Source organism: Streptomyces luomodiensis, from assembly GCF_031679605.1.
GTDB classification, from domain to species: Bacteria; Actinomycetota; Actinomycetes; order Streptomycetales; family Streptomycetaceae; genus Streptomyces; species Streptomyces luomodiensis.
This window is the reverse complement of the sequence record NZ_CP117522.1, coordinates 4,148,636-4,166,828: the sequence shown is the minus strand read 5'-3', so window position 1 is coordinate 4,166,828 and position 18,193 is coordinate 4,148,636. Positions and strand designations below refer to the sequence as shown.

12 protein-coding genes are annotated in these 18,193 nt (G+C 73.5%); 7 read left to right on the top strand and 5 right to left on the bottom strand.

Translation table 11 applies throughout. The features are described from left to right. Positions 1–27: 27 nt before the first annotated feature. Positions 28–1,134, top strand: a complete 1,107-nt coding sequence (manB, locus tag PS467_RS17440; RefSeq protein WP_268972482.1) for a mannose-1-phosphate guanylyltransferase — start codon at positions 28–30, stop codon at positions 1,132–1,134. A 476-nt stretch (positions 1,135–1,610) separates the two neighbouring features. Here manB and PS467_RS17435 read toward each other — a convergent pair whose 3' ends face one another. The 4 genes from PS467_RS17435 to PS467_RS17420 all read right to left on the bottom strand — a co-directional run bounded on the left by PS467_RS17435 (position 1,611) and on the right by PS467_RS17420 (position 6,652). Further along, entirely contained in the window at positions 1,611–2,522 is a 912-nt protein-coding gene (locus PS467_RS17435) for a DNA-3-methyladenine glycosylase family protein (protein ID WP_311036069.1), read from the bottom strand. A gap of 1,158 nt (positions 2,523–3,680) precedes the next feature. Beyond that, on the bottom strand, positions 3,681–5,090 hold the full coding sequence (locus PS467_RS17430) for a coenzyme F420-0:L-glutamate ligase (RefSeq protein ID WP_311036068.1): 1,410 nt from the start codon (positions 5,088–5,090) through the stop codon (positions 3,681–3,683). Further along, entirely contained in the window at positions 5,087–6,049 is a 963-nt protein-coding gene (gene cofD / locus PS467_RS17425; RefSeq protein WP_268972479.1) for a 2-phospho-L-lactate transferase, read from the bottom strand. The genes PS467_RS17430 and cofD overlap by 4 nt, the downstream gene beginning before the upstream one ends. A gap of 57 nt (positions 6,050–6,106) precedes the next feature. After that, entirely contained in the window at positions 6,107–6,652 is a 546-nt protein-coding gene (locus tag PS467_RS17420) for a cysteine dioxygenase (protein ID WP_311036067.1), read from the bottom strand. A 667-nt stretch (positions 6,653–7,319) separates the two neighbouring features. Between PS467_RS17420 and PS467_RS17415 the strand changes: the two genes are divergently transcribed. The 3 genes from PS467_RS17415 to PS467_RS17405 all read left to right on the top strand — a co-directional run bounded on the left by PS467_RS17415 (position 7,320) and on the right by PS467_RS17405 (position 13,458). Next, positions 7,320–7,583, top strand: a complete 264-nt coding sequence (locus tag PS467_RS17415; protein ID WP_004952403.1) for a WhiB family transcriptional regulator — start codon at positions 7,320–7,322, stop codon at positions 7,581–7,583. 287 nt (positions 7,584–7,870) lie between these two features. Beyond that, entirely contained in the window at positions 7,871–11,890 is a 4,020-nt protein-coding gene (locus PS467_RS17410; RefSeq protein WP_311036066.1) for a glycosyltransferase family 2 protein, read from the top strand. Beyond that, on the top strand, positions 11,887–13,458 hold the full coding sequence (locus PS467_RS17405; protein ID WP_311036065.1) for a DUF5719 family protein: 1,572 nt from the start codon (positions 11,887–11,889) through the stop codon (positions 13,456–13,458). The genes PS467_RS17410 and PS467_RS17405 overlap by 4 nt, the downstream gene beginning before the upstream one ends. Positions 13,459–13,558: 100 nt before the next feature. Here PS467_RS17405 and PS467_RS17400 read toward each other — a convergent pair whose 3' ends face one another. Further along, positions 13,559–13,978, bottom strand: coding sequence for a metallopeptidase family protein (locus PS467_RS17400; protein ID WP_268972470.1), 420 nt, complete (start codon positions 13,976–13,978; stop codon positions 13,559–13,561). A gap of 341 nt (positions 13,979–14,319) precedes the next feature. Between PS467_RS17400 and PS467_RS17395 the strand changes: the two genes are divergently transcribed. The 3 genes from PS467_RS17395 (at position 14,320) to PS467_RS17385 (ending at position 18,115) form a co-directional block, all read left to right on the top strand. After that, positions 14,320–14,787: a DUF3499 domain-containing protein gene (locus tag PS467_RS17395; protein WP_268972469.1), complete on the top strand. Its 468-nt coding sequence runs from the start codon at positions 14,320–14,322 to the stop codon at positions 14,785–14,787. Between the two features lie 216 nt (positions 14,788–15,003). Then, complete coding sequence (locus PS467_RS17390; protein WP_311036064.1) at positions 15,004–16,620, top strand: L-lactate permease; 1,617 nt, start codon at positions 15,004–15,006, stop codon at positions 16,618–16,620. Positions 16,621–16,756: 136 nt separating this feature from the next. Continuing rightward, positions 16,757–18,115: a phosphomannomutase/phosphoglucomutase gene (locus tag PS467_RS17385; RefSeq protein ID WP_311036063.1), complete on the top strand. Its 1,359-nt coding sequence runs from the start codon at positions 16,757–16,759 to the stop codon at positions 18,113–18,115. Positions 18,116–18,193 lie beyond the last annotated feature (78 nt).

The window sequence follows — 18,193 nt, the reverse complement described above, 5'->3', positions numbered from 1 at the left end:
AGCCCCAGCAGGAAGCAGAGACGATACGTGACCAAAGCGCCAGCAACGCTATCGCCAGAGGCGATCCTCCTGGTCGGCGGCAAGGGAACCCGGTTGCGCCCGATGACGGTGCACACCCCCAAGCCGATGGTCCCGGCGGCAGGCGTTCCGTTTCTGACCCACCAGCTCGCCCGCGCCCGCGCCGCAGGGGTCGAGCACATCGTGCTCGCCACCTCCTACCTGGCGGAGGTCTTCGAACCGTACTTCGGTGACGGCTCCTCGCTCGGCCTGCACTTGGAGTACGTCACGGAGGAGGAGCCGCTGGGCACCGGCGGAGCCATCCGCAACGTGGCCTCCCGGCTGCGTTCGGGCCCCGACGACCCGGTGCTCATCTTCAACGGCGACATACTCACTGGCCTCGACATCCGCGCCCTCGTCGACAACCACCGCACGACGGGGGCCGATGTCTCCCTCCACCTCACGCGGGTCCCCGACCCCCGCGCGTACGGGCTGGTCCCCACCGACGAACAGGGCCGGGTCACCGCCTTCCTGGAGAAGCCGCAGACCCCCGAGGAGATCGTCACCGACCAGATCAACGCGGGCGCGTACGTCTTCAACCGCTCGGTCATCGACACCATCCCCGCCGACCGCCCCGTCTCCGTCGAACGCGAGACCTTCCCCGGTCTGCTCGCCGAGGGCGCGCATCTACAGGGCATGGTCGACTCCACGTACTGGCTCGACCTCGGCACCCCCCAGGCATTCGTGCGCGGCTCCGCGGACCTGGTGCTGGGCCGCGCCCCCTCCCCGGCCGTGCCGGGGCGCTGCGGCGACCGCCTCGTCCTGGACAGCGCCTCGGTCGCGGACGACGCCAAGCTGACCGGCGGCACGGTCATCGGGCCGCAGGCCCGGGTGGGCGCGGGTGCGCGCATCGACGGCAGCACGGTGCTGGAGGGCGCCGTCGTGGAGGAGGGCGCGCAGGTGCGCGACTCGCTCATCGGCGCGCGGGCACGGATCGGCGCCCGTACGGTGCTCCAGGGCGCGGTGGTCGGGGACGGCGCGCTGGTCGGACCGGACAACGAACTGCGGGACGGCGTACGGGTGTGGTGCGGGGCGGACATCCCGGCGGGTGCGGTCCGCTTCTCGTCGGACCAGTGAACGCTGGGGGGCGGGGTTGCCCGGGGCGCGCGGTCGTTTGTGTGAGTGGTCGGCCGGGGGCGGGGTTGCCCTGGGGTGCGCGGTCGGTTGTGTGGGTGGGTGCGGGTGCGGGGCCTCCGGGGCGGGGTCCTGGACCGTATATTTACGGCGCCGACGACAGTTGAGCGTGGGGTGGGCCGGAGATTGGCGCCACAAATACACGTAAGCGTCCAGGACCCCGCCCCTCCGACCCCGCCCCCTCCCGCCGTCTCGCGGCCACCCGCCGGTGACCCCGGACACCTGCCCGGCGGTAGGTACGCCCGGCGGCACGGGCGCGACCCCGTCCCCTCCCGCCTCGTAGGCGACCGCGCCCGGGGGTCCGTACGCCTGCCCGGCTCCGGACCCGCCCGGCGGCGCGGGTGCCTGGGGGGTGGATACGACCCCGCACCCGCCCACCCGTCTCGTCGGCGGCCGCACCTGGGTGGCGGGCCCCGGGGCTACATAGCCCGGAAGTCCCTGACCGCGAAACGAGGGGCGCGACGGGGTGGGGTGCGGCCGGACAAGAGGATCAGCCGGGCCGCGCGGTGGCGCTGTCCCGGGTAGGGGGCCAGGAGCCCGAGCATCGTCTCGTCGTCCGCACCCCGCTCTCCGGTGAGCGCGTAACCGATGATGCGCGGCAGATGCAGATCGCCGACCGTGATCGCGTCCGGGGTGCCATTACTGCGCTGTAGGGTCTCCGCCGCCGTCCAGGGCCCGATGCCCGGGATCAGCTGCAACCGGGCGGAGGCGGCGGTGAGGCCCATGGACGCGGCCTCTTCCAGCCGCCGGGCGACCCGGACGGCCCGTAGGACCGTCGCGGAACGCTTGCTGTCCACGCCCGCGCGGTGCCACTCCCACGAGGGGATCAGAGCCCAGGCCCGTGGGTCGGGCATGACCCGCATCCGCATCCGCTCGGCCGGACCGGGCGCGGGTTCGCCATGGCGCTGGAGCAGCAGCCGCCAGGCCCGGTATGCCTCGGTGCTGGTGACCTTCTGCTCCAGGATCGAGGGGATCAGGGATTCGAGGACCAGCCCGGTGCGGATGAGCCGAAGGCCAGGGTGGCGACGGTGCGCCTCGTGGACGAGCCGGTGGCGCGGTACGAACGCGGACGGGTCGTCGTCCGCCCCGAGGAGGGCGGGCAGACCGTCCAGCAGCCACTCGGCGCCCGGCCCCCAGGCCCGGCCCTCGATCTCCGCACCCTTGCGCGCGATCCGTATGGTCCCGGGCCCGGCCGGCGTCCGGCTCGCCCGCCAGAACGCGCCGTCCGCGCCGACCTGAAACGCGGGGTCCCCCGGCCCGCGCTGCAGCACGCCGAGGCTACGCGCGAGGTCGTAGGGCCCCGAGGGGCTCCAGGTACGTCTCACACACACGCCGCCACCCTACGACCCCACCCAAGCCGCCCTCCGCCCCCGTCCGGCGCCACGGGTGCGGTCGCCGACGAGGCGGGAGGGCGCGGGGTCGCACCCACTCTCGGCCCAGCACCTGCGCCGCCGGGCGTACCCGTCACTGGGCAGGCGTCCGGACCACCGGGGGGCGTCGACGAGGTGGGTGGATGCGGGGGCGTGCCCACCCCCGTCCAGCACCCGTGTCACTGGGCAGGTCCGGGGCCGGGCAGGTGTCCGGGGCCGCCGGGGCGCGGTTGTCGACGAGGCGGGAGGGGCGGAGCCGCACCCACCCCTGCCCAGCACTCGTGCCGCCGGGCGTACCCGGGGCCGGGCAGATGTCCGGGGCCGCCGGGGCGCGGTTGTCGACGAGGCGGGTGGGTGCGGGGTTGCACCCACCCCCGCCCAGCGCCCGCGCCGCTGGGCGTACCCGCCACCGGGCAGGTGCCCGGGGTCACCGGTGCGGAGTCGCCGACGAGGCGGGAGGGGACGGGGTCGCGCCCGTGCCGCCGGGCGTACCCGCCGCCGGGCAGGTGTCCGGGGCCGCCGGGATGCGGTTGTCGACGAGGCGGGAGGGGACGGGGTCGCGCCCGTGCCGCCGGGCGTACCCGTCGCCGGGCAGGTGTCCGGGGCCGCCGGGGCGCGGTTGTCGACGAGGCGGGAGGGGACGGGGTCGCGCCCGCGCCGCCGGGCGTACCCGTCGCCGGGCAGGTGTGCGGGGCCACCAGCGGGTGGCCGCGAGACGGCGGGAGGGGGCGGGGTCGGAGGGGCGGGGTCCTGGACGCTTACGTGTATTTGTGGCGCCAATCTCCGGCCCACCCCACGCTCAACTGTCGTCGGCGCCGTAAATATACGGTCCAGGACCCCGCCCCGGAGGCCCCGCACCCGCACCCCCCCACACAACCGACCGCGCCCCCGGGCAACCCCGCTCCCGGCCGACCACTCACGCAACCGACCGCGCACCCCAGGGCAACCCCGCCCCCCCCGCACCCACCCACGCAACCGACCACGCGCCCCAGCAACCACCACCACACCCGCACCCCCACCCCGCGCAACGCGCGCCCCCGGTCCCCGCGCGCACGACCTCGCCGCACAACCCGCCGCACAACCCACGGCCCCGGTCACCCAACGCCGGCCCCCGTCTCCCTACCGCACCACCACGAACCCCTCGGCCCCGCGTTCCGGCCGGGCCGGCGGGGCGGTTGCCGCACGGCCTACCGCGACTGCTCCCATCGGGTCCCAGTCGTCCGCCAGGCCCAGGACCTCACGCACCACCGGGCGGCAGAACATCGTGGACGACACCCACGCCGACCCCAGCCCCTCACCCGCCAGCGCGACCAGCAGGTTCTGCACCCCGGCCCCCGCCGCGACCACGAACATCTCTCGCTCCGCCGCGTTCCGCCGCGGGTCGGGGTAGGTGTGGGCGCCGTCGGCGACCAGGCACGGGACCACCAGATACGGCGCCTTGCGCAGCACATCCCCGCGCCGCACCCGCTTGGCGATGCTCTCCTCGGAGAAGCCGTCCCCCCGCAGATCGGCGATCCAGGCATCCCGCATCGCGTCCAGCAGCCGCGTCCGCGACTCCTCCGACTCCAGCAGGACGAAGCGCCACGGCGTCGTGTGGTGCGGCGCCGGCGCGGTGACGGCGGCGGCGACCGCGCGGCGCACCGCCGCGCCGTCCACCGGCTCGTCGGTGAACTTCCGGACCGTACGGCGCAGCTTCACGGCCTCCCGCACGGCCTCGGAGGTGCCCAGCCGGAACATGTCGTCCGCGGCACCACGCACCAGGGCCCGCGCACCTTCATCAGCTCCTTCAGCCCCGCCAGCCCCGCCAGCCCGGCCAACCCCACCAGCCCCGTCCGATTCGTCCAGCCCTTCGAACCTGACCACCTGCGGAAGCCCCCGCACCACAGCCACCGGCAGCCCCGCGGCCTTGCCCTTGACCAAGTCACCCGCGGCGGCCAGCTCATCGGCGGTGGCGACGATGGTCGCGCTCAGCGGGTTCCCGTACGCGTCGACTCCGCCCCGCAGGTCGTCCAGGACCCGCACCCCGGCGGCCCCGATGGCGACATCGGTGACCCCGGTCCGCCACGGCCGCCCGAAGGTGTCGGTGACGACGACGCCGACCTCCACGCCGAGCACGTCCCGCAGCCCGGCCCGGATCGCCCGCGCCGAGGCGTCGGGGTCTTCGGGGAGCAACAGGACCGTCCCGGACGGGGTGTTGGAGGCGTCGACCCCGGCGGCGGCCATGACCAGGCCGTGGCGGGTCTCGACGATCCGGGTGCGGCCGCGCCGCGCCACGACCCGCACCGTTTCGGCGTCTATGGCCGCTTCCCGGTCGGTGGCCTCGACGATCCGCCCCTCCGCCTTGCTGACGATCTTGGAGGTGACCAGCAGCACATCGCCGTGCGCGAGCCCCGGCAGACCGCCGGAGGTCGCCGCGTCGGCGATGAGCTTGGCGAGGTCGTCACCGGGCCGCACCTCGGGCATGCCGGGCAGGGCCCACACCTGATACGACGGCAGTTCTCCCGTGCCCCGCGAGGGCTGGCCGCTCATCCCCGCACCTCTTCCGCCAGCGCCAGCGCCTCGGCCGCCATCGCCGCCGTGGCCTCGAGGTCCGTCATCATCAGCGGGATCGCCCGGCACCGGATCCCGGCGGCCTCGACCTCCTCCACCGCGCCCGCGTCCACGGTGTCGACGAGCCATCCGTCGAGCAGCCCGGAGCCGTAGTGCTTGGCGACGGCGGCGGCGGTGGACTCGACGCCGACGGCGGCGAGCACCTTGTCGGCCATGCCGCGCACCGGCGCGTCGCCCACGATGGGGGACAGGCCCACGACCGGGACGCCGGCGTCGGCGATGGCCTCGCGCACACCGGGCACGGCGAGGATCGTGCCGACGCTGACGACGGGGTTGGACGGCGGGAAGAGGACGACGTCGGCGTCGGCGATGGCCTCAAGGACGCCGGGCGCCGGTTTGGCCTGGTCGGCGCCGACGGGCACGACGGCGTGGGCGGGTACGGAGGCGCGCAGGCGCACCCAGTACTCCTGGAAGTGGATGGCCTTACGGCCTTCGCCTTCCGGATCGTCGATCAGGACGTGGGTCTCGACGCGGTCGTCCGTCATGGGCAGCAGCCGCACCCCAGGCTGCCACCGCGCGCACAGCGCCTCGGTGACGGCGCTCAGCGGATAGCCCGCGCCGATCATCTGCGTACGGACTATGTGTGTGGCGAAGTCGCGGTCGCCGAGACCGAACCACTCGGGCCCCACTCCGTACGCCGCCAGCTCCTCCTTGACGGCGAAGGTCTCGTCGGCCCGGCCCCAGCCCTGCTCCTCGTGGATGCCACCGCCGAGGGTGTACATCACGGTGTCGAGGTCGGGGCAGACCTTGAGGCCGAAGAGGTGGATGTCGTCGCCGGTGTTCCCGATGACGGTGATGTCGGCGTCCGGAGCCGCCGACATCAGACCACGGAGGAAACGGGCGCCGCCGATACCGCCTGCCAGAACCACAATGCGCATGAAGACAGTCTGTCAGCCGGAGGCGGTCCCGGTGAGGGCGGCCGCTCAGCCGCCCAGTCAGCCGCCCAGGAGGTCCAGCGTCTCGGACCCCGCCCCGGACCCCGCCCCGGTCCCCGGGACGCTGGACAACTCGGCGTTCTGGGTGGGGTGGAGCGGCATCTCGGTCAGCCCGGGGAAGTAGATGTGCAGACTGACGGCCGGTTCGAGGGAGTCGTTGACGACGTCGTGCACATAGCCGGGCGCGAAGACGCGCTGTGCGCCGGCGCGCAACGTATGCCGCGCGCCGCGCGCTCCCACCCGTTCGGTGAGCTCGCCCTGGAGCACGGTCAGCACCCCGGAGGAGCGGCCGTGGTCATGGGCGCCGCTGCCCTGTCCGGGCACCCAGCTGAGCAGCCACACCTCATAACCGGGGCCGGTGCGCAGCCGGTGGTACCAGCGGCTGGTGGCGTCGTACTGGACGAGGGGCGCCCAGCGGTCGCGGTCGGCCGCGATGGTGCGGGCCAGACCGGCGAAGCCGGAGACGGTGGAGGGGTGCGCGGGTACGGGCGGCAGCAGATGCTGGATGGCGAGCGGGTCACCGGCGATCTGAACGTCGCTGTTCATGACGGGGGTTCCTCGGCGGGAAGCGCGCGGTAAGCACGCGGAGTGCGGTGGGGGGTGCGGCGTCAGGCGCTATCAGGCGGTACCTGGTGGTGTCCGACGGTTGTCAGCACGAGACGTCGCGAGAGAAACGCGGAGAAAGCTGGAGCTCAGCAGGCATCAACAGCTCGAACAGCGACAGCGAGCCCGCACAGCGCAGCTGAACCCGTGGTCACGGGTCGGCGAAGGCGCGTGGGTCACTGACATGCGACCAAGGAGACCCGGATCGTCGCGCCGCTGTCAACTTGGTCTCACATTTCGGGTCAAGGTTCACCTCATCCGGTCTCTGTGGAGGGAGAAAGGTTTGTGCGGGCGTTGTACGGGTGACACGGCGCATCAACGCGTGTCGCCCCCGTGACACCGCGCGTGCCACGCAACGCGACCCGCGCCGATGACGTCCTCCTCAGTGAGGTGAGAGGAGGGACCTGAGGCACGGACGGGGAAGGTGTCGAGTTTAGGACGATTTGAACACTTTCCGCGCAACCTTGGTTCCGCAGAGTGAATAAGAGGCCCAATAGCAGATCTCGGCTTGACTGGCCCGGATCGGCACACTTGTAATTTCACTCGTGTCGTTCTGCCGATTCACCGACGGCAGCGGGCGCGGGGACGTGTAGACAGACGAGGGGCGCACATGACCGAGTTGTTCCAGCAACTGCTGGTCGAAGAGGCGGACGAGGAGCTCGGTTGGCAGGAGCGCGCGCTGTGCGCCCAGACCGATCCCGAATCGTTCTTCCCGGAAAAGGGCGGATCCACCCGTGAGGCGAAGAAGGTCTGCCTTGCCTGTGAGGTTCGTTCCGAGTGCCTCGAGTACGCCCTCGCCAACGATGAGCGCTTCGGCATCTGGGGCGGTCTGTCCGAGCGTGAGCGCCGTCGGCTGAAGAAGGCCGCCGTCTGACGCCCGCCGGGTCCGCCGGTCCCGCCGGGTCCGCCCTCCGCGCCGGTCCTGCTGGGCCGCGCCAGACCTGCCGGGTCTGCCGGGTCCGCCCTCCGCGCCAGACCCGCCAAGCCCATGTTCACGGCCGAGTGAGTCGCCGTGACCGGTCCGCCCCCCGCGCCCGTGGCGACGGGAGGCGGACCGGTCGCGTACACAGCCGTTAGTGTGGGGCCCCGTCCGAGACGCTCCAACGCCCCCATGGGGCACGCGCGTCCACCGCAGTCCAGCGAACCGGGGCCCGTACCTCGATGTCCGTGCACAGCCACCCGGCGGCCCAATACCCGGCCGCCACCGCCGCGTTTGCGCCCGCTCAAGAACCGGTCCCCGCACCGGCCTACCCGCGCCATGTCGTCACCGCCGTGCTGGTCGCCCACGACGGCGCCCGCTGGCTGCCCGACGCGCTGTCCGGCCTGCTCGGCCAGGAGCGCCCCGTCCAGAGCGTCGTCGCCGCCGACACCGGCAGCGCCGACGACTCCGCCCGGCTGCTCACCGAGGCCCTCGGCGAGGACCGGGTGCTGCACATGGCGCGCCGCAGCGGCTTCGGCACGGCCGTCGCCGAAGCGGTCCGTACGGCCCCGGTGCTCGGCCCCGAGGAGCTGACGTACCTCAAGCGCCCCAGCGGCTGGGATGCCGTCAACCGCACCTGGCGCGACGACGCGTACGACATGCCGGAGCTGCCGCACGGCGAGCCCGTCCAGTGGCTGTGGCTGCTGCACGACGACTGCGCGCCCGAGCCCGACGCCCTGGCCGAGCTGCTGCGGGTCGCCGACGCCGAGCTCACCGCGAACCGCGAGCCCGCGATCATCGGCCCCAAGCTGCGTGGCTGGTACGACCGCCGGCAGCTGCTCGAAGTCGGCGTCAGCATCGCCCGCAGCGGCCGCCGTTGGACCGGCCTCGAACGGCGCGAACAGGACCAGGGCCAGCACGACCAGGTGCGCCCCGTACTGTCCGTGTCCAGCGCCGGCATGCTGGTCCGCCGCGACGTGTGGGAGCGGCTGGGCGGTTTCGACGCCCGGCTGCCCCTGATGCGCGACGACGTCGACCTGTGCTGGCGCGCCCAGGCGGCCGGACTCCAGGTGCTGGTCGCGCCGGACGCCGTACTGCGGCACGCGGAGGCGTCGGCGCGCGAGCGGCGGCCCATCGACTGCGTAGGGCGCTCGGTTGCGAACCCGCACCGCGTGGACAAGGCGGGCGCCGTCTACACGCTGCTGGTCAACACCCGTGGCGCGCTGCTGCCCTATGTGATGCTGCGGCTCCTGTTCGGCACGCTGCTGCGCACCCTGGCCTATCTCGTGGGCAAGGTGCCGGGGCAGGCGCTGGACGAGGTCGCCGGTCTCTTCGGCACCCTGCTGCGGCCGGAGCGGATCCTCGCCGCGCGCAAGCGCAGAGGCCGGCCCGCCGTGGAGCCGAGCGAGCTGCGGCCGCTCTTCCCGCCGCCCGGTGCGACCGTAAGGGCGACGGTTGAGCAGGTCGCCAGCAATATAGGCGGCCGTTCCGAGCCCGAACTGTCCTCCGGCGGGCGGCACGGCGCGGTCGAGTCCGGGCCCGGCGACGAGGACGCGGACTTCCTGGAGATCGAGCAGTTCGCCCGGCTCAAGCGGATCGCGCGCAAGCCGGGGCCGATGCTCTTCCTCGTCCTGCTGGTGGTCTCGCTGGTCGCCTGCCGGAACCTGCTCGGCGCGGGCGCGCTCGCGGGCGGCGCCCTGCTGCCCGCGCCCGCTCATGTCTCCGCGCTGTGGTCGAGCTATGTGGACGGCTGGCATCCGGTCGGCACCGGGGGGACGCAGTCCGCGCCGCCGTACCTGGCCGCCCTCGCCGCGCTGGCGACGGTCTTCCTGGGCTCCACGGGCTTCACGCTGACCCTGCTGCTGGTCTGTTCGGTGCCGCTGGCCGGGTTCATCGCGTACTTCGCCTCCCGGCCGCTGGTCGAGTCGCGGCTGCTGCGCGCCTGGGGAAGCGTCGCGTACGCCTTCCTGCCGGCCGCGACCGGCGCGCTCGCGGGCGGGCGGCTCGGCACCGCCGTGCTCGCCATACTGCTGCCGCTGATGGCCCGCGCCGCGGCCGCCGCGGGCGGGTTCACGAGCAATGGGGCGAGGCTGCCGAGCTGGCGGGCGGCCTGGGCGTACGCGCTGCTGCTGACGTTCACCATGGCCTTCACCCCGGTCGTCTGGCCGATGGCCCTCGTGCTGGGCCTCGGCGTACTCGCGCTGCGGTACCGGCAGAGCGGCACCGAGCAGCTCATGGGGCACGGACTGCGGTTCCTGATCGTGGTCGTCACCCCGCTCGTCGTGCTCGCCCCCTGGTCGCTGGACCTCCTCACCGACCCGGCCCGCTTCCTCCAGGAGGCCGGGCTGGACCGCGGCACCGGCTCCGCGTCCGCCCTTGACCTGCTCGCGCTCAGCCCCGGCGGCCCCAAGGGCGGCGGCACGCTGCTGCTGATCGGCTTCGTCCTGGCCGCCCTCGCCGCCCTGATGCGCGGTGAGCGGCAGATGGTGGTGCGCACGGCGTGGGTCGTGGCGCTCATCGGCTTCCTCTTCGCGGCGCTCGCCAACGGCTCCGGCTGGGCCGGGCCCGCGACCCTCGTCTACGGCCTGGCCCTGCTGACCGCCGGTGTGGTCGGCGCCGAGGGCGCACGGGAGCGAGTGGCGGCGCAGAGCTTCGGCTGGCGCCAGCCGGTCGCGCTGCTGATCGCGGTCGCCACGGTGGCCGCACCGCTGTACGCCGCCGTCAGCTGGATGGTGAGCGGCGCGGACGGCCCGGTCGAACGGCGCGACCCCTCGCAGGTCCCGGCGTTCGTGGCGGCCGAGAGCGCCACCGAGGACCAGGCCCGCACCCTGGTGCTCGGCGGCCGCAGCAGCGGCGCCCACGCCGACTACGCCCTGGTGCACGGCTCCGGCGCCCGGCTCGGTGACGGCGAGCTCGCCGCGGCGGGCGGCTCCGACACCCGGCTCGACGGCGTCGTGGCCAATCTGATCGCGGGCTCCGGCGCCGACCAGACCCGCCAGCTGGGCGGCTACGCGGTGCGCTACGTGTACGTCCAGAACGGCGCCCCGCGCGAGATGGAGCGGGTGCTGAACGCGACCCCGGGCCTCACCCAGCTCAGCCGGGAGGACGGCGGCGTGCTGTGGCGGGTCGACCAGCGGGTCTCGCGGGTCTCCATCGTCCCGGCCGAGTCCTCGGCGCGCTCGGCGGACGGGGCGGCGGTCAAGCCGGTGCATGTGGCGTCCGGCCCCGTCGAGGCGCACACCACCGTGCCGGACGGCGCGGCCGGGCGCGTGCTGCGGATCGCCGACCGGGCCGTGCCCGACTGGCAGGCCACGCTCGACGGCAAGCCGCTGAAGCCGACGACGGTCGACGGCTGGGCGCAGGGCTTCGAACTCCCGGCGAGCGGCGGCCGGCTGGACCTCACCTACGACACGCCCATCGCGCACACCGCCTGGATGTGGGCGCAGGGACTGCTCGCGGTGGTGCTGCTGGTGCTCGCGCTGCCGGGCCGCCGCCGGGATGTCGACGACGACCTGCCGGACGCGGAGGGCGCGGCCGCCGCCGTCACCGCCGAGGACCTGGCGGGCGACGGCCGCCGGGCGCGCCGACTGCGGGCCGCCGCGGAGGCGCAGACAGCGCAGGCCGCGCAGGCCGAGGCCGCCATGGGGCGGCCGGAGGCGGCGGATCCGCCCGCCGAGCCGGCCGCGATGGCCGACCCGTACGGCGATCAGGTCCCCGCGAACGATCCTTACGGCGATCAGGTTGCCGCGAACGCCTCTTACGGCGACCAGGCGGCGGCGAACGCCCCGTACGGCGACCAGACAGCAGCGGCCGCCGGTGACCCGTATGGCGACCACGCGGCCGCCGGTGACCCGTATGCGGCGGTGCCGCACCAGCAGCAGTACGGGCAGCAGTGGGACGCGCAGACGTACGCCGACGCCGGATACGGGCAGTACCCGGCCGGTCAGTACCAGGGCGAGCAGTACCAAGGGGAGCAGTACCAGGGCGAGGACTACGGGGGGCACTACCCCGGCGGGCAGTATCCGGCCGGTGACTACCAGGGCGGCTATCAGGACACCGGCTATCAGGACGCCGGCTATGCGGCCGGCTACCAGGAGGGCCAGTACCCGGCGGACCCGTACGCGGGCGGCCAGTACGCCGATCCTTACGGCTACGACCGGCAGCAGCCCTACGCCGACGGCGGCCACCCCCCGCAGGGCGATACGACGTACGGCGACGCCGGCCCCGAGGACCGCCGCGACGGGAGCGAGCAGCAGCGATGAACCGCACCACCCTGTCCCTGATCGGCGCCGCCACGGCGCTGGCCGCCGTCACGGGCGTGGCCGCCCTCACCGGGGGCTCGTCCGATGACCCGGACCCCGCCGCGAAGGCCGCCACCCGGCTGCCCGTGCAGCGCTCGACGCTGCTGTGCCCGACGCCCTCCTCCTCGGACGTGAGCACCACCACCTACACCGCGTACACCCCCGAGCGGGACGACGTGGCCACCAAGGACGGCACCGCCGAACTGCTGCCCGCCCAGAGCCCCCCGGACGACGTGTCGGACCCCGGCGACGGCGACAGTAAGGACGACGGCGACAGCAAGGACGCCAAGGACGCCAAGGACGCCGATGAGGACAAGGGCGGCGACAAGGCCGTGCTGCCCCTGAAGGAGCCCGGTAAGCCCGTCACCGTGGAGGAGGACAGCGCGGACGCGCCCGCGCTCATCGGGACCGCCGACGGCCGCTTCGCGCCCGGCTGGACCGTCCAGCAGACCACCACGGTGGACGCGGGCAGCGGGCGCGGCCTTCTGGGCACCGCGTGCACGGCGCCCGACACCGACTTCTGGTTCCCCGGCGTCAGCACCGACAAGGAGCGCCAGGACTTCGTCCATCTGACGAACCCGGACGACGCCGCGGCCGAGGTGGATCTGAAGCTCTACGGACCGAGCGGCCGGCTGAAGCCCTCGACCGATGAGTCGATCACGGTCCCGCCCCGCTCCACGGTTCCGGTCCTGCTCTCGACCCTCACCGACCAGCGGGCGGAGGGCGCCGCGCTGCGTGTGACGGCCCGCACCGGCCGGATCGGCGCGGCCGTGCAGGCCGTGGACCAGAAGGCCGGCAGCGACTGGCTCCCCGCCTCCGCCCTGCCCTCGGCGAGCGTGACGATCCCCGGCATCCCGGAGGACGTCACCTCCGCGCGCCTGGTCGTCTTCGCGCCCGGGTCCGACGACGCGGACCTCAAGGTGCGGCTGGCCGGGCCGAACAACTCGATCACTCCGGCCGGACATGAGTCGCTGCACGTCAAGAGCGGGATGACGGCCGCGATAGACCTCGGCGACGTGACCAAGGGCGAGCCGGGCTCGCTGCTGCTCACCCCCGAGGGCGGCGAGGGCTCGGCCACACCGGTCGTGGCCGCCCTCCAGGTAACCCGAGGCAAGGGCGGCGACCAGGAGACGGCGTTCATCCCCGCGACCGGCGCGATCGAGCGCGGCGCCACCGCGGCCGACAACCGCACCAAGGGCTCGACGCTCTCCCTGGTGGCCCCGGGCGCGGCCACGAAGGTGCGGATCACCGCCTCCGCGGGCGCCGGCGGCGGCAGCCCGGTCAGCAAGACGTACGAGATCAAGGGCGGCACCACCAAGGCCCTGGAGCCGCCGCACCCGGCCTCGGGCAAGGGCTCGTACGCGGTGACGGTCGAGCGGCTCTCGGGCGGTCCGGTGCACGCCTCACGGATGCTGGCGCTGCCGGAGGGCGGGGTGCCGATGTTCACGATCCAGGCGCTGCCGGACGACCGGGGCACGGTCGCGGTGCCCGAAGCGGACCAGGACCTGTCCGTGCTCAACGGCGACTAGCGGCGTCGCGGCGAGCCCGTCCGGGGCGGCTACGGACACTACGGGGGGTCCGTAGCCGCCCCGGAATTCCTCGCTCCGGGCCCGTTTCTCCTGCTGCTCGCTAGTCCTGTCCGTACCGCGGGTCCACGGACTCCGGGGCCAGCCCCAGCAGCTCCGCCACCTGCTCGACCACGACCTCGTGCACCAGCAGTGCCCGCTCGTCCCGGTTCTTCGCCCGGATCTCGACCGGGCGGCGGTAGATCACGATCCGGTCCGGCGCGTCCCCGCGAGCCGCGATGAAGCGCCCGAGCGGTACGGACTCGCCGTCCCAGCCGTCGGCTCCGCCGTGCCCGTCCGGGCCCCCGCCGGACCCCGGGCCGCCGAGGCCCGACATGGGCACCTCCAGCACCGTGAAGTCGACCGCGGACAGCTGTGGCCAGCGTCTCTCCAGCCGCTCCGCCGAGTCCTGCACGAGGTCGACGAAGGATTCCGCCCGGCTGACCGAGAGCGGCACCTGGGGCGGCGCGATGGGGCCGCGCATACCTCGTCCGTGACGATCGCGACGACGGGGGCGCGGCTCGGACTGATGGGGGGGTACGGGCCTGGTCATCACTCACGAGGGTAGCTGTCGCCCGCCCGCTCTCACGCGCTTACCGGACAGCCGGACCGGATGTCGCCAAATGAGCATTCCGGCCACGCTTAGGTCCAAAAACAGACGTCTCTTGGGTCGCTTCCCTGGCCCAAGATGATCCCTCGCGGTTCGAGAGCTGACCGTCGGCGGTGCCGACGATTATCCTCGGGTGGGGAGTCTTCGCTGGTCAGCGAGCAGGTTCACGTTTCGGGTGCACGGGGCGAACCGGGACGACACGGCGGAGTGAGCTGGTGGAGAGTCGTCGCGGCCCGCTCAAGAGTGCGGTACCGTCCAACGTCGTGAGCCCTGTACGTCGCTGTTCGCGCACCGCCTGCGGCCGCCCCGCCGTCGCGACGCTGACGTACGTCTACGCGGACTCGACCGCCGTTCTCGGCCCGCTCGCCACCTATGCCGAACCCCACTGCTACGACCTGTGCTCGGAGCACTCGGAGCGGCTGACCGCTCCGCGCGGCTGGGAGGTCGTCCGGCTCGCCGTCGACACCGGCCCGACCCGGCCCAGCGGTGACGATCTGGAAGCGCTGGCCAACGCGGTGCGCGAGGCCGCCCGTCCGCATGAGCGCGCGGCGGGGGCGGCGGCCGGTCCGGGGAGTCCCGGTTCCGGTCCCGGGGCCGGCCCCGGGCACAGCGGCCGTGAGGGCGATCCGCGTGAGGTCGCGCGCCGTGGTCATCTGCGGGTCCTGCGCTCGCCCGAGCCCTGATCCGTTTTCCTCCCGCGATCTTCCCTCAGCGATCTTCCCTCAGTGATCTCCCCTCCGCGATCTTCCATTGCGTCTCCTCGGAGATATGCGCGGATCACTTGCTGACGGAGCATTGACTGCGACTTGGCGCGGACACGACCATGCCTGCACCCCAGGTCCTCCGTTTCCGCATAGCGGATGTGACCTTCCAGGGATGGCTCATGCCGGGAGGCCCGTGTGTTCGTGCAGCAGTTGGAGCCCGTCGCCGATTCACTCTCCCTGTCCGCCCTCGTCGCCGCGCTTCCCCTCGTCACCGTCCTCGTCCTGCTCGGCGGGGTGCGGATGCGCGCTCACTACGCGGGCCCCATCGGGCTCGTCGTCGCCGCCCTCGTCGCCTGGCTCCCGTACGGGATGCCCGTCGGCCAGACCCTCTCCAGCGCCGCCCAGGGAGCCCTCTTCGGCCTGTTCCCCATCATGTGGATCGTCGTCAACGCCCTGTGGGTGTACCGGATGACGGTCCGCACCGACCACTTCGACGTGCTGCGCCGCTCCTTCGGCCGGCTCTCGGACGACCCCCGCGTCCAGGCCCTGGTCATCGCCTTCTGCTTCGGCGCGCTCCTGGAGGCGCTCGCCGGGTTCGGCGCGCCGGTGGCGATCTGCTCGGTCATGCTCGTGGCGCTCGGCTTCGATCCGGTGCGCGCCGCCGTCGTCGCGCTCGTCGCCAACACCGCGCCGGTCGCCTTCGGCGCCATGGCCACCCCCGTGGTGACGCTCGCTCAGGTCACCGGGCTGCCGCTGCACTCCGTGGCCTCCGTAGTGGGCCGCCAGACCCCGTTGCTCGCCCTCGTCGTCCCGCTGCTGCTGGTCGCGCTCGTCGACGGGCGGCGCGGGCTGCGCGAGACCTGGGTGCCCGCGCTCGCCTGCGGAGTCGCCTTCGCCGTCGCCCAGTTCACCGTCTCCAACCACCTCTCCGTCCAGCTCGCCGACATCGCCGCGGCGCTGATCGGCGCGGCCGCCCTGGTGGCCGTGCCCGCCGCCCGGCGCCCCGCCGAGCAGCGGGTGCGTACCGCCGTGCTCACCGGCGTACGCAGCGACGACCTGGACCGCGAGGACCCGCGCCCTGAGGTGCTGCGCGCCTACGCCCCGTACGCGCTCATCGTCGCGATCTTCTCCATCGCCCAGATCGGCCCGGTCAAGGAGCTCCTGGCCAAGGCCACCCGCACCGTCGACTGGCCCTTCCTGGACGTCGCCGCCCCGGACGGGAAGCCGGTCGGCGGCAATGTCTTCGCCCTTCCGCTGCTCGCCACCGGCGGCACCCTGGTGCTGGTGGCGGGGGTGGCCACCGCCGCCGTGCTGCGGGTGACCGCGCGCGACGCGCTGCGGGAGTGGGCGGCCACGGTGCGGGAACTGCGCCATGCGATCCTTACGGTCACCTCGGTGCTCGCCCTCGCCTACGTCATGAACCTCTCCGGGCAGGCCGCCAGCATCGGTCACTTCGTCGCGGCCGCCGGGGCCGGACTGGCCTTCCTCTCCCCGGTGCTCGGCTGGTTCGGCGTCGCCGTCTCCGGCTCGGACACCTCCGCGAACGCCCTCTTCGGTGCCCTCCAGGTGACCGCCGCCCGGGAATCCGGGCTGTCACCGGATCTGCTCGCCGCCGCCAACAGCTCGGGCGGGGTGCTCGGCAAGATGATCTCCCCGCAGAACCTCACCATCGCCTGCGCGGCGGTCGGACTGAAGGGGCGCGAGGGGGATCTGCTCCGTAAGGTGCTGCCGTGGAGCCTCGCGCTGCTGCTCGTGATGTGCCTCATCGTCGTCGCGCAGTCGTCCTCCCTGCTGCGTTGGATGCTGCCGTGAGCCGGTCCGGGGAGCCCGCAGCACGCCGCGCGACGGGCCTCACAGTTCCCGGCAAGGTCCTGCGGGTAGGTTTTGGAGTCCGTAGAGACATCTGCCCGTAGAGACATCTCACCAGGACCTCCAGAAGGGGTTGGCTGTGCCCGACTTGTCGCAGATCGTGAAGGCTTACGACGTGCGCGGTGTGGTCCCGGACCAGTGGGACGAGTCGCTCTCCGAACTCTTCGGCGCCGCCTTCGTCCGAGTGACCGGCGCGGACGCGATCGTCATCGGTCATGACATGCGCCCCTCCTCGCCCGGACTGGCGCGGGCCTTCGCACGCGGCGCCGCCTCGCTCGGAGCGGACGTGACCGAGATCGGACTGTGCTCGACCGATCAGCTGTACTTCGCGAGCGGACATCTCGGTCTGCCCGGCGCGATGTTCACCGCCAGCCACAACCCCGCGCGGTACAACGGCATCAAGATGTGCCGCGCGGGCGCCGCCCCCATCGGGCAGGACAGCGGGCTCGCCGAGATCCGCGCCCTGGTCGAGGAGTGGGCCGCCACCGGCGCGCCCGAGGCCGCCGCCCAGGCCGGCACCCTCACCCAGCGGGACGTCCTGGCCGACTACGGCGCCCATCTGCGCTCGCTGGTGGACCTGACCGCCATCCGGCCGCTGAAGGTCGTCGTGGACGCGGGCAACGGCATGGGCGGCCACACCGTCCCGAGCGTCTTCGAGGGGCTCCCGCTCGAGCTCGACGCCCTCTACTTCGAGCTGGACGGCACCTTCCCCCACCACGAGGCCAATCCGCTCGACCCCAAGAACATCGTCGACCTTCAGGCCCGGGTCCGGGCGACCGGGGCCGACATCGGGCTCGCCTTCGACGGCGACGCCGACCGCTGCTTCGTCGTGGACGAGCGCGGCGAACCGGTGTCCCCCTCCGCCATCACCGCCCTGGTCGCCGCCCGCGAGCTGGCCAAGCACCCGGGCGGCACGGTCATCCACAACTGCATCACCTCGTGGTCGGTCCCCGAGGTCGTCAAGGAGAGCGGCGGCACGCCCGTCCGCACCCGCGTGGGCCACTCCTTCATCAAGGCCGAGATGGCCCGCACCGGTGCGATCTTCGGCGGTGAGCACTCCGCGCACTACTACTTCCGCGACTTCTGGAACGCCGACACCGGCATGCTGGCCGCCCTGCACGTGCTGGCCGCGCTCGGCGGCCAGGAGGGTCCGCTGTCGGGGCTGGTCGGGCAGTACGACCGGTACGCCGCCTCCGGGGAGATCAACAGCACCGTCGACGACCAGACCGGCCGGATGGCGGCGGTCAAGGCGGCGTACGAAGGCCGCGAGGGCGTCGAACTCGACGAACTCGACGGCCTTACGGTCACCGCGGCCGACTGGTGGTTCAACCTCCGCCCCTCCAACACCGAGCCGCTGCTGCGCCTGAACGTGGAGGCGCGCGACGCCGGGACGGTGGCCGGCGTCCGCGACGAGGTCCTCTCCCTCGTCCGCGCGTAGCCCTTACGGGCCGCCCGCGCGGCCCTCGACCCCTGGGACGGGGCGCATGGGACGGGGCGCGGGTCGACCGGGACGTCG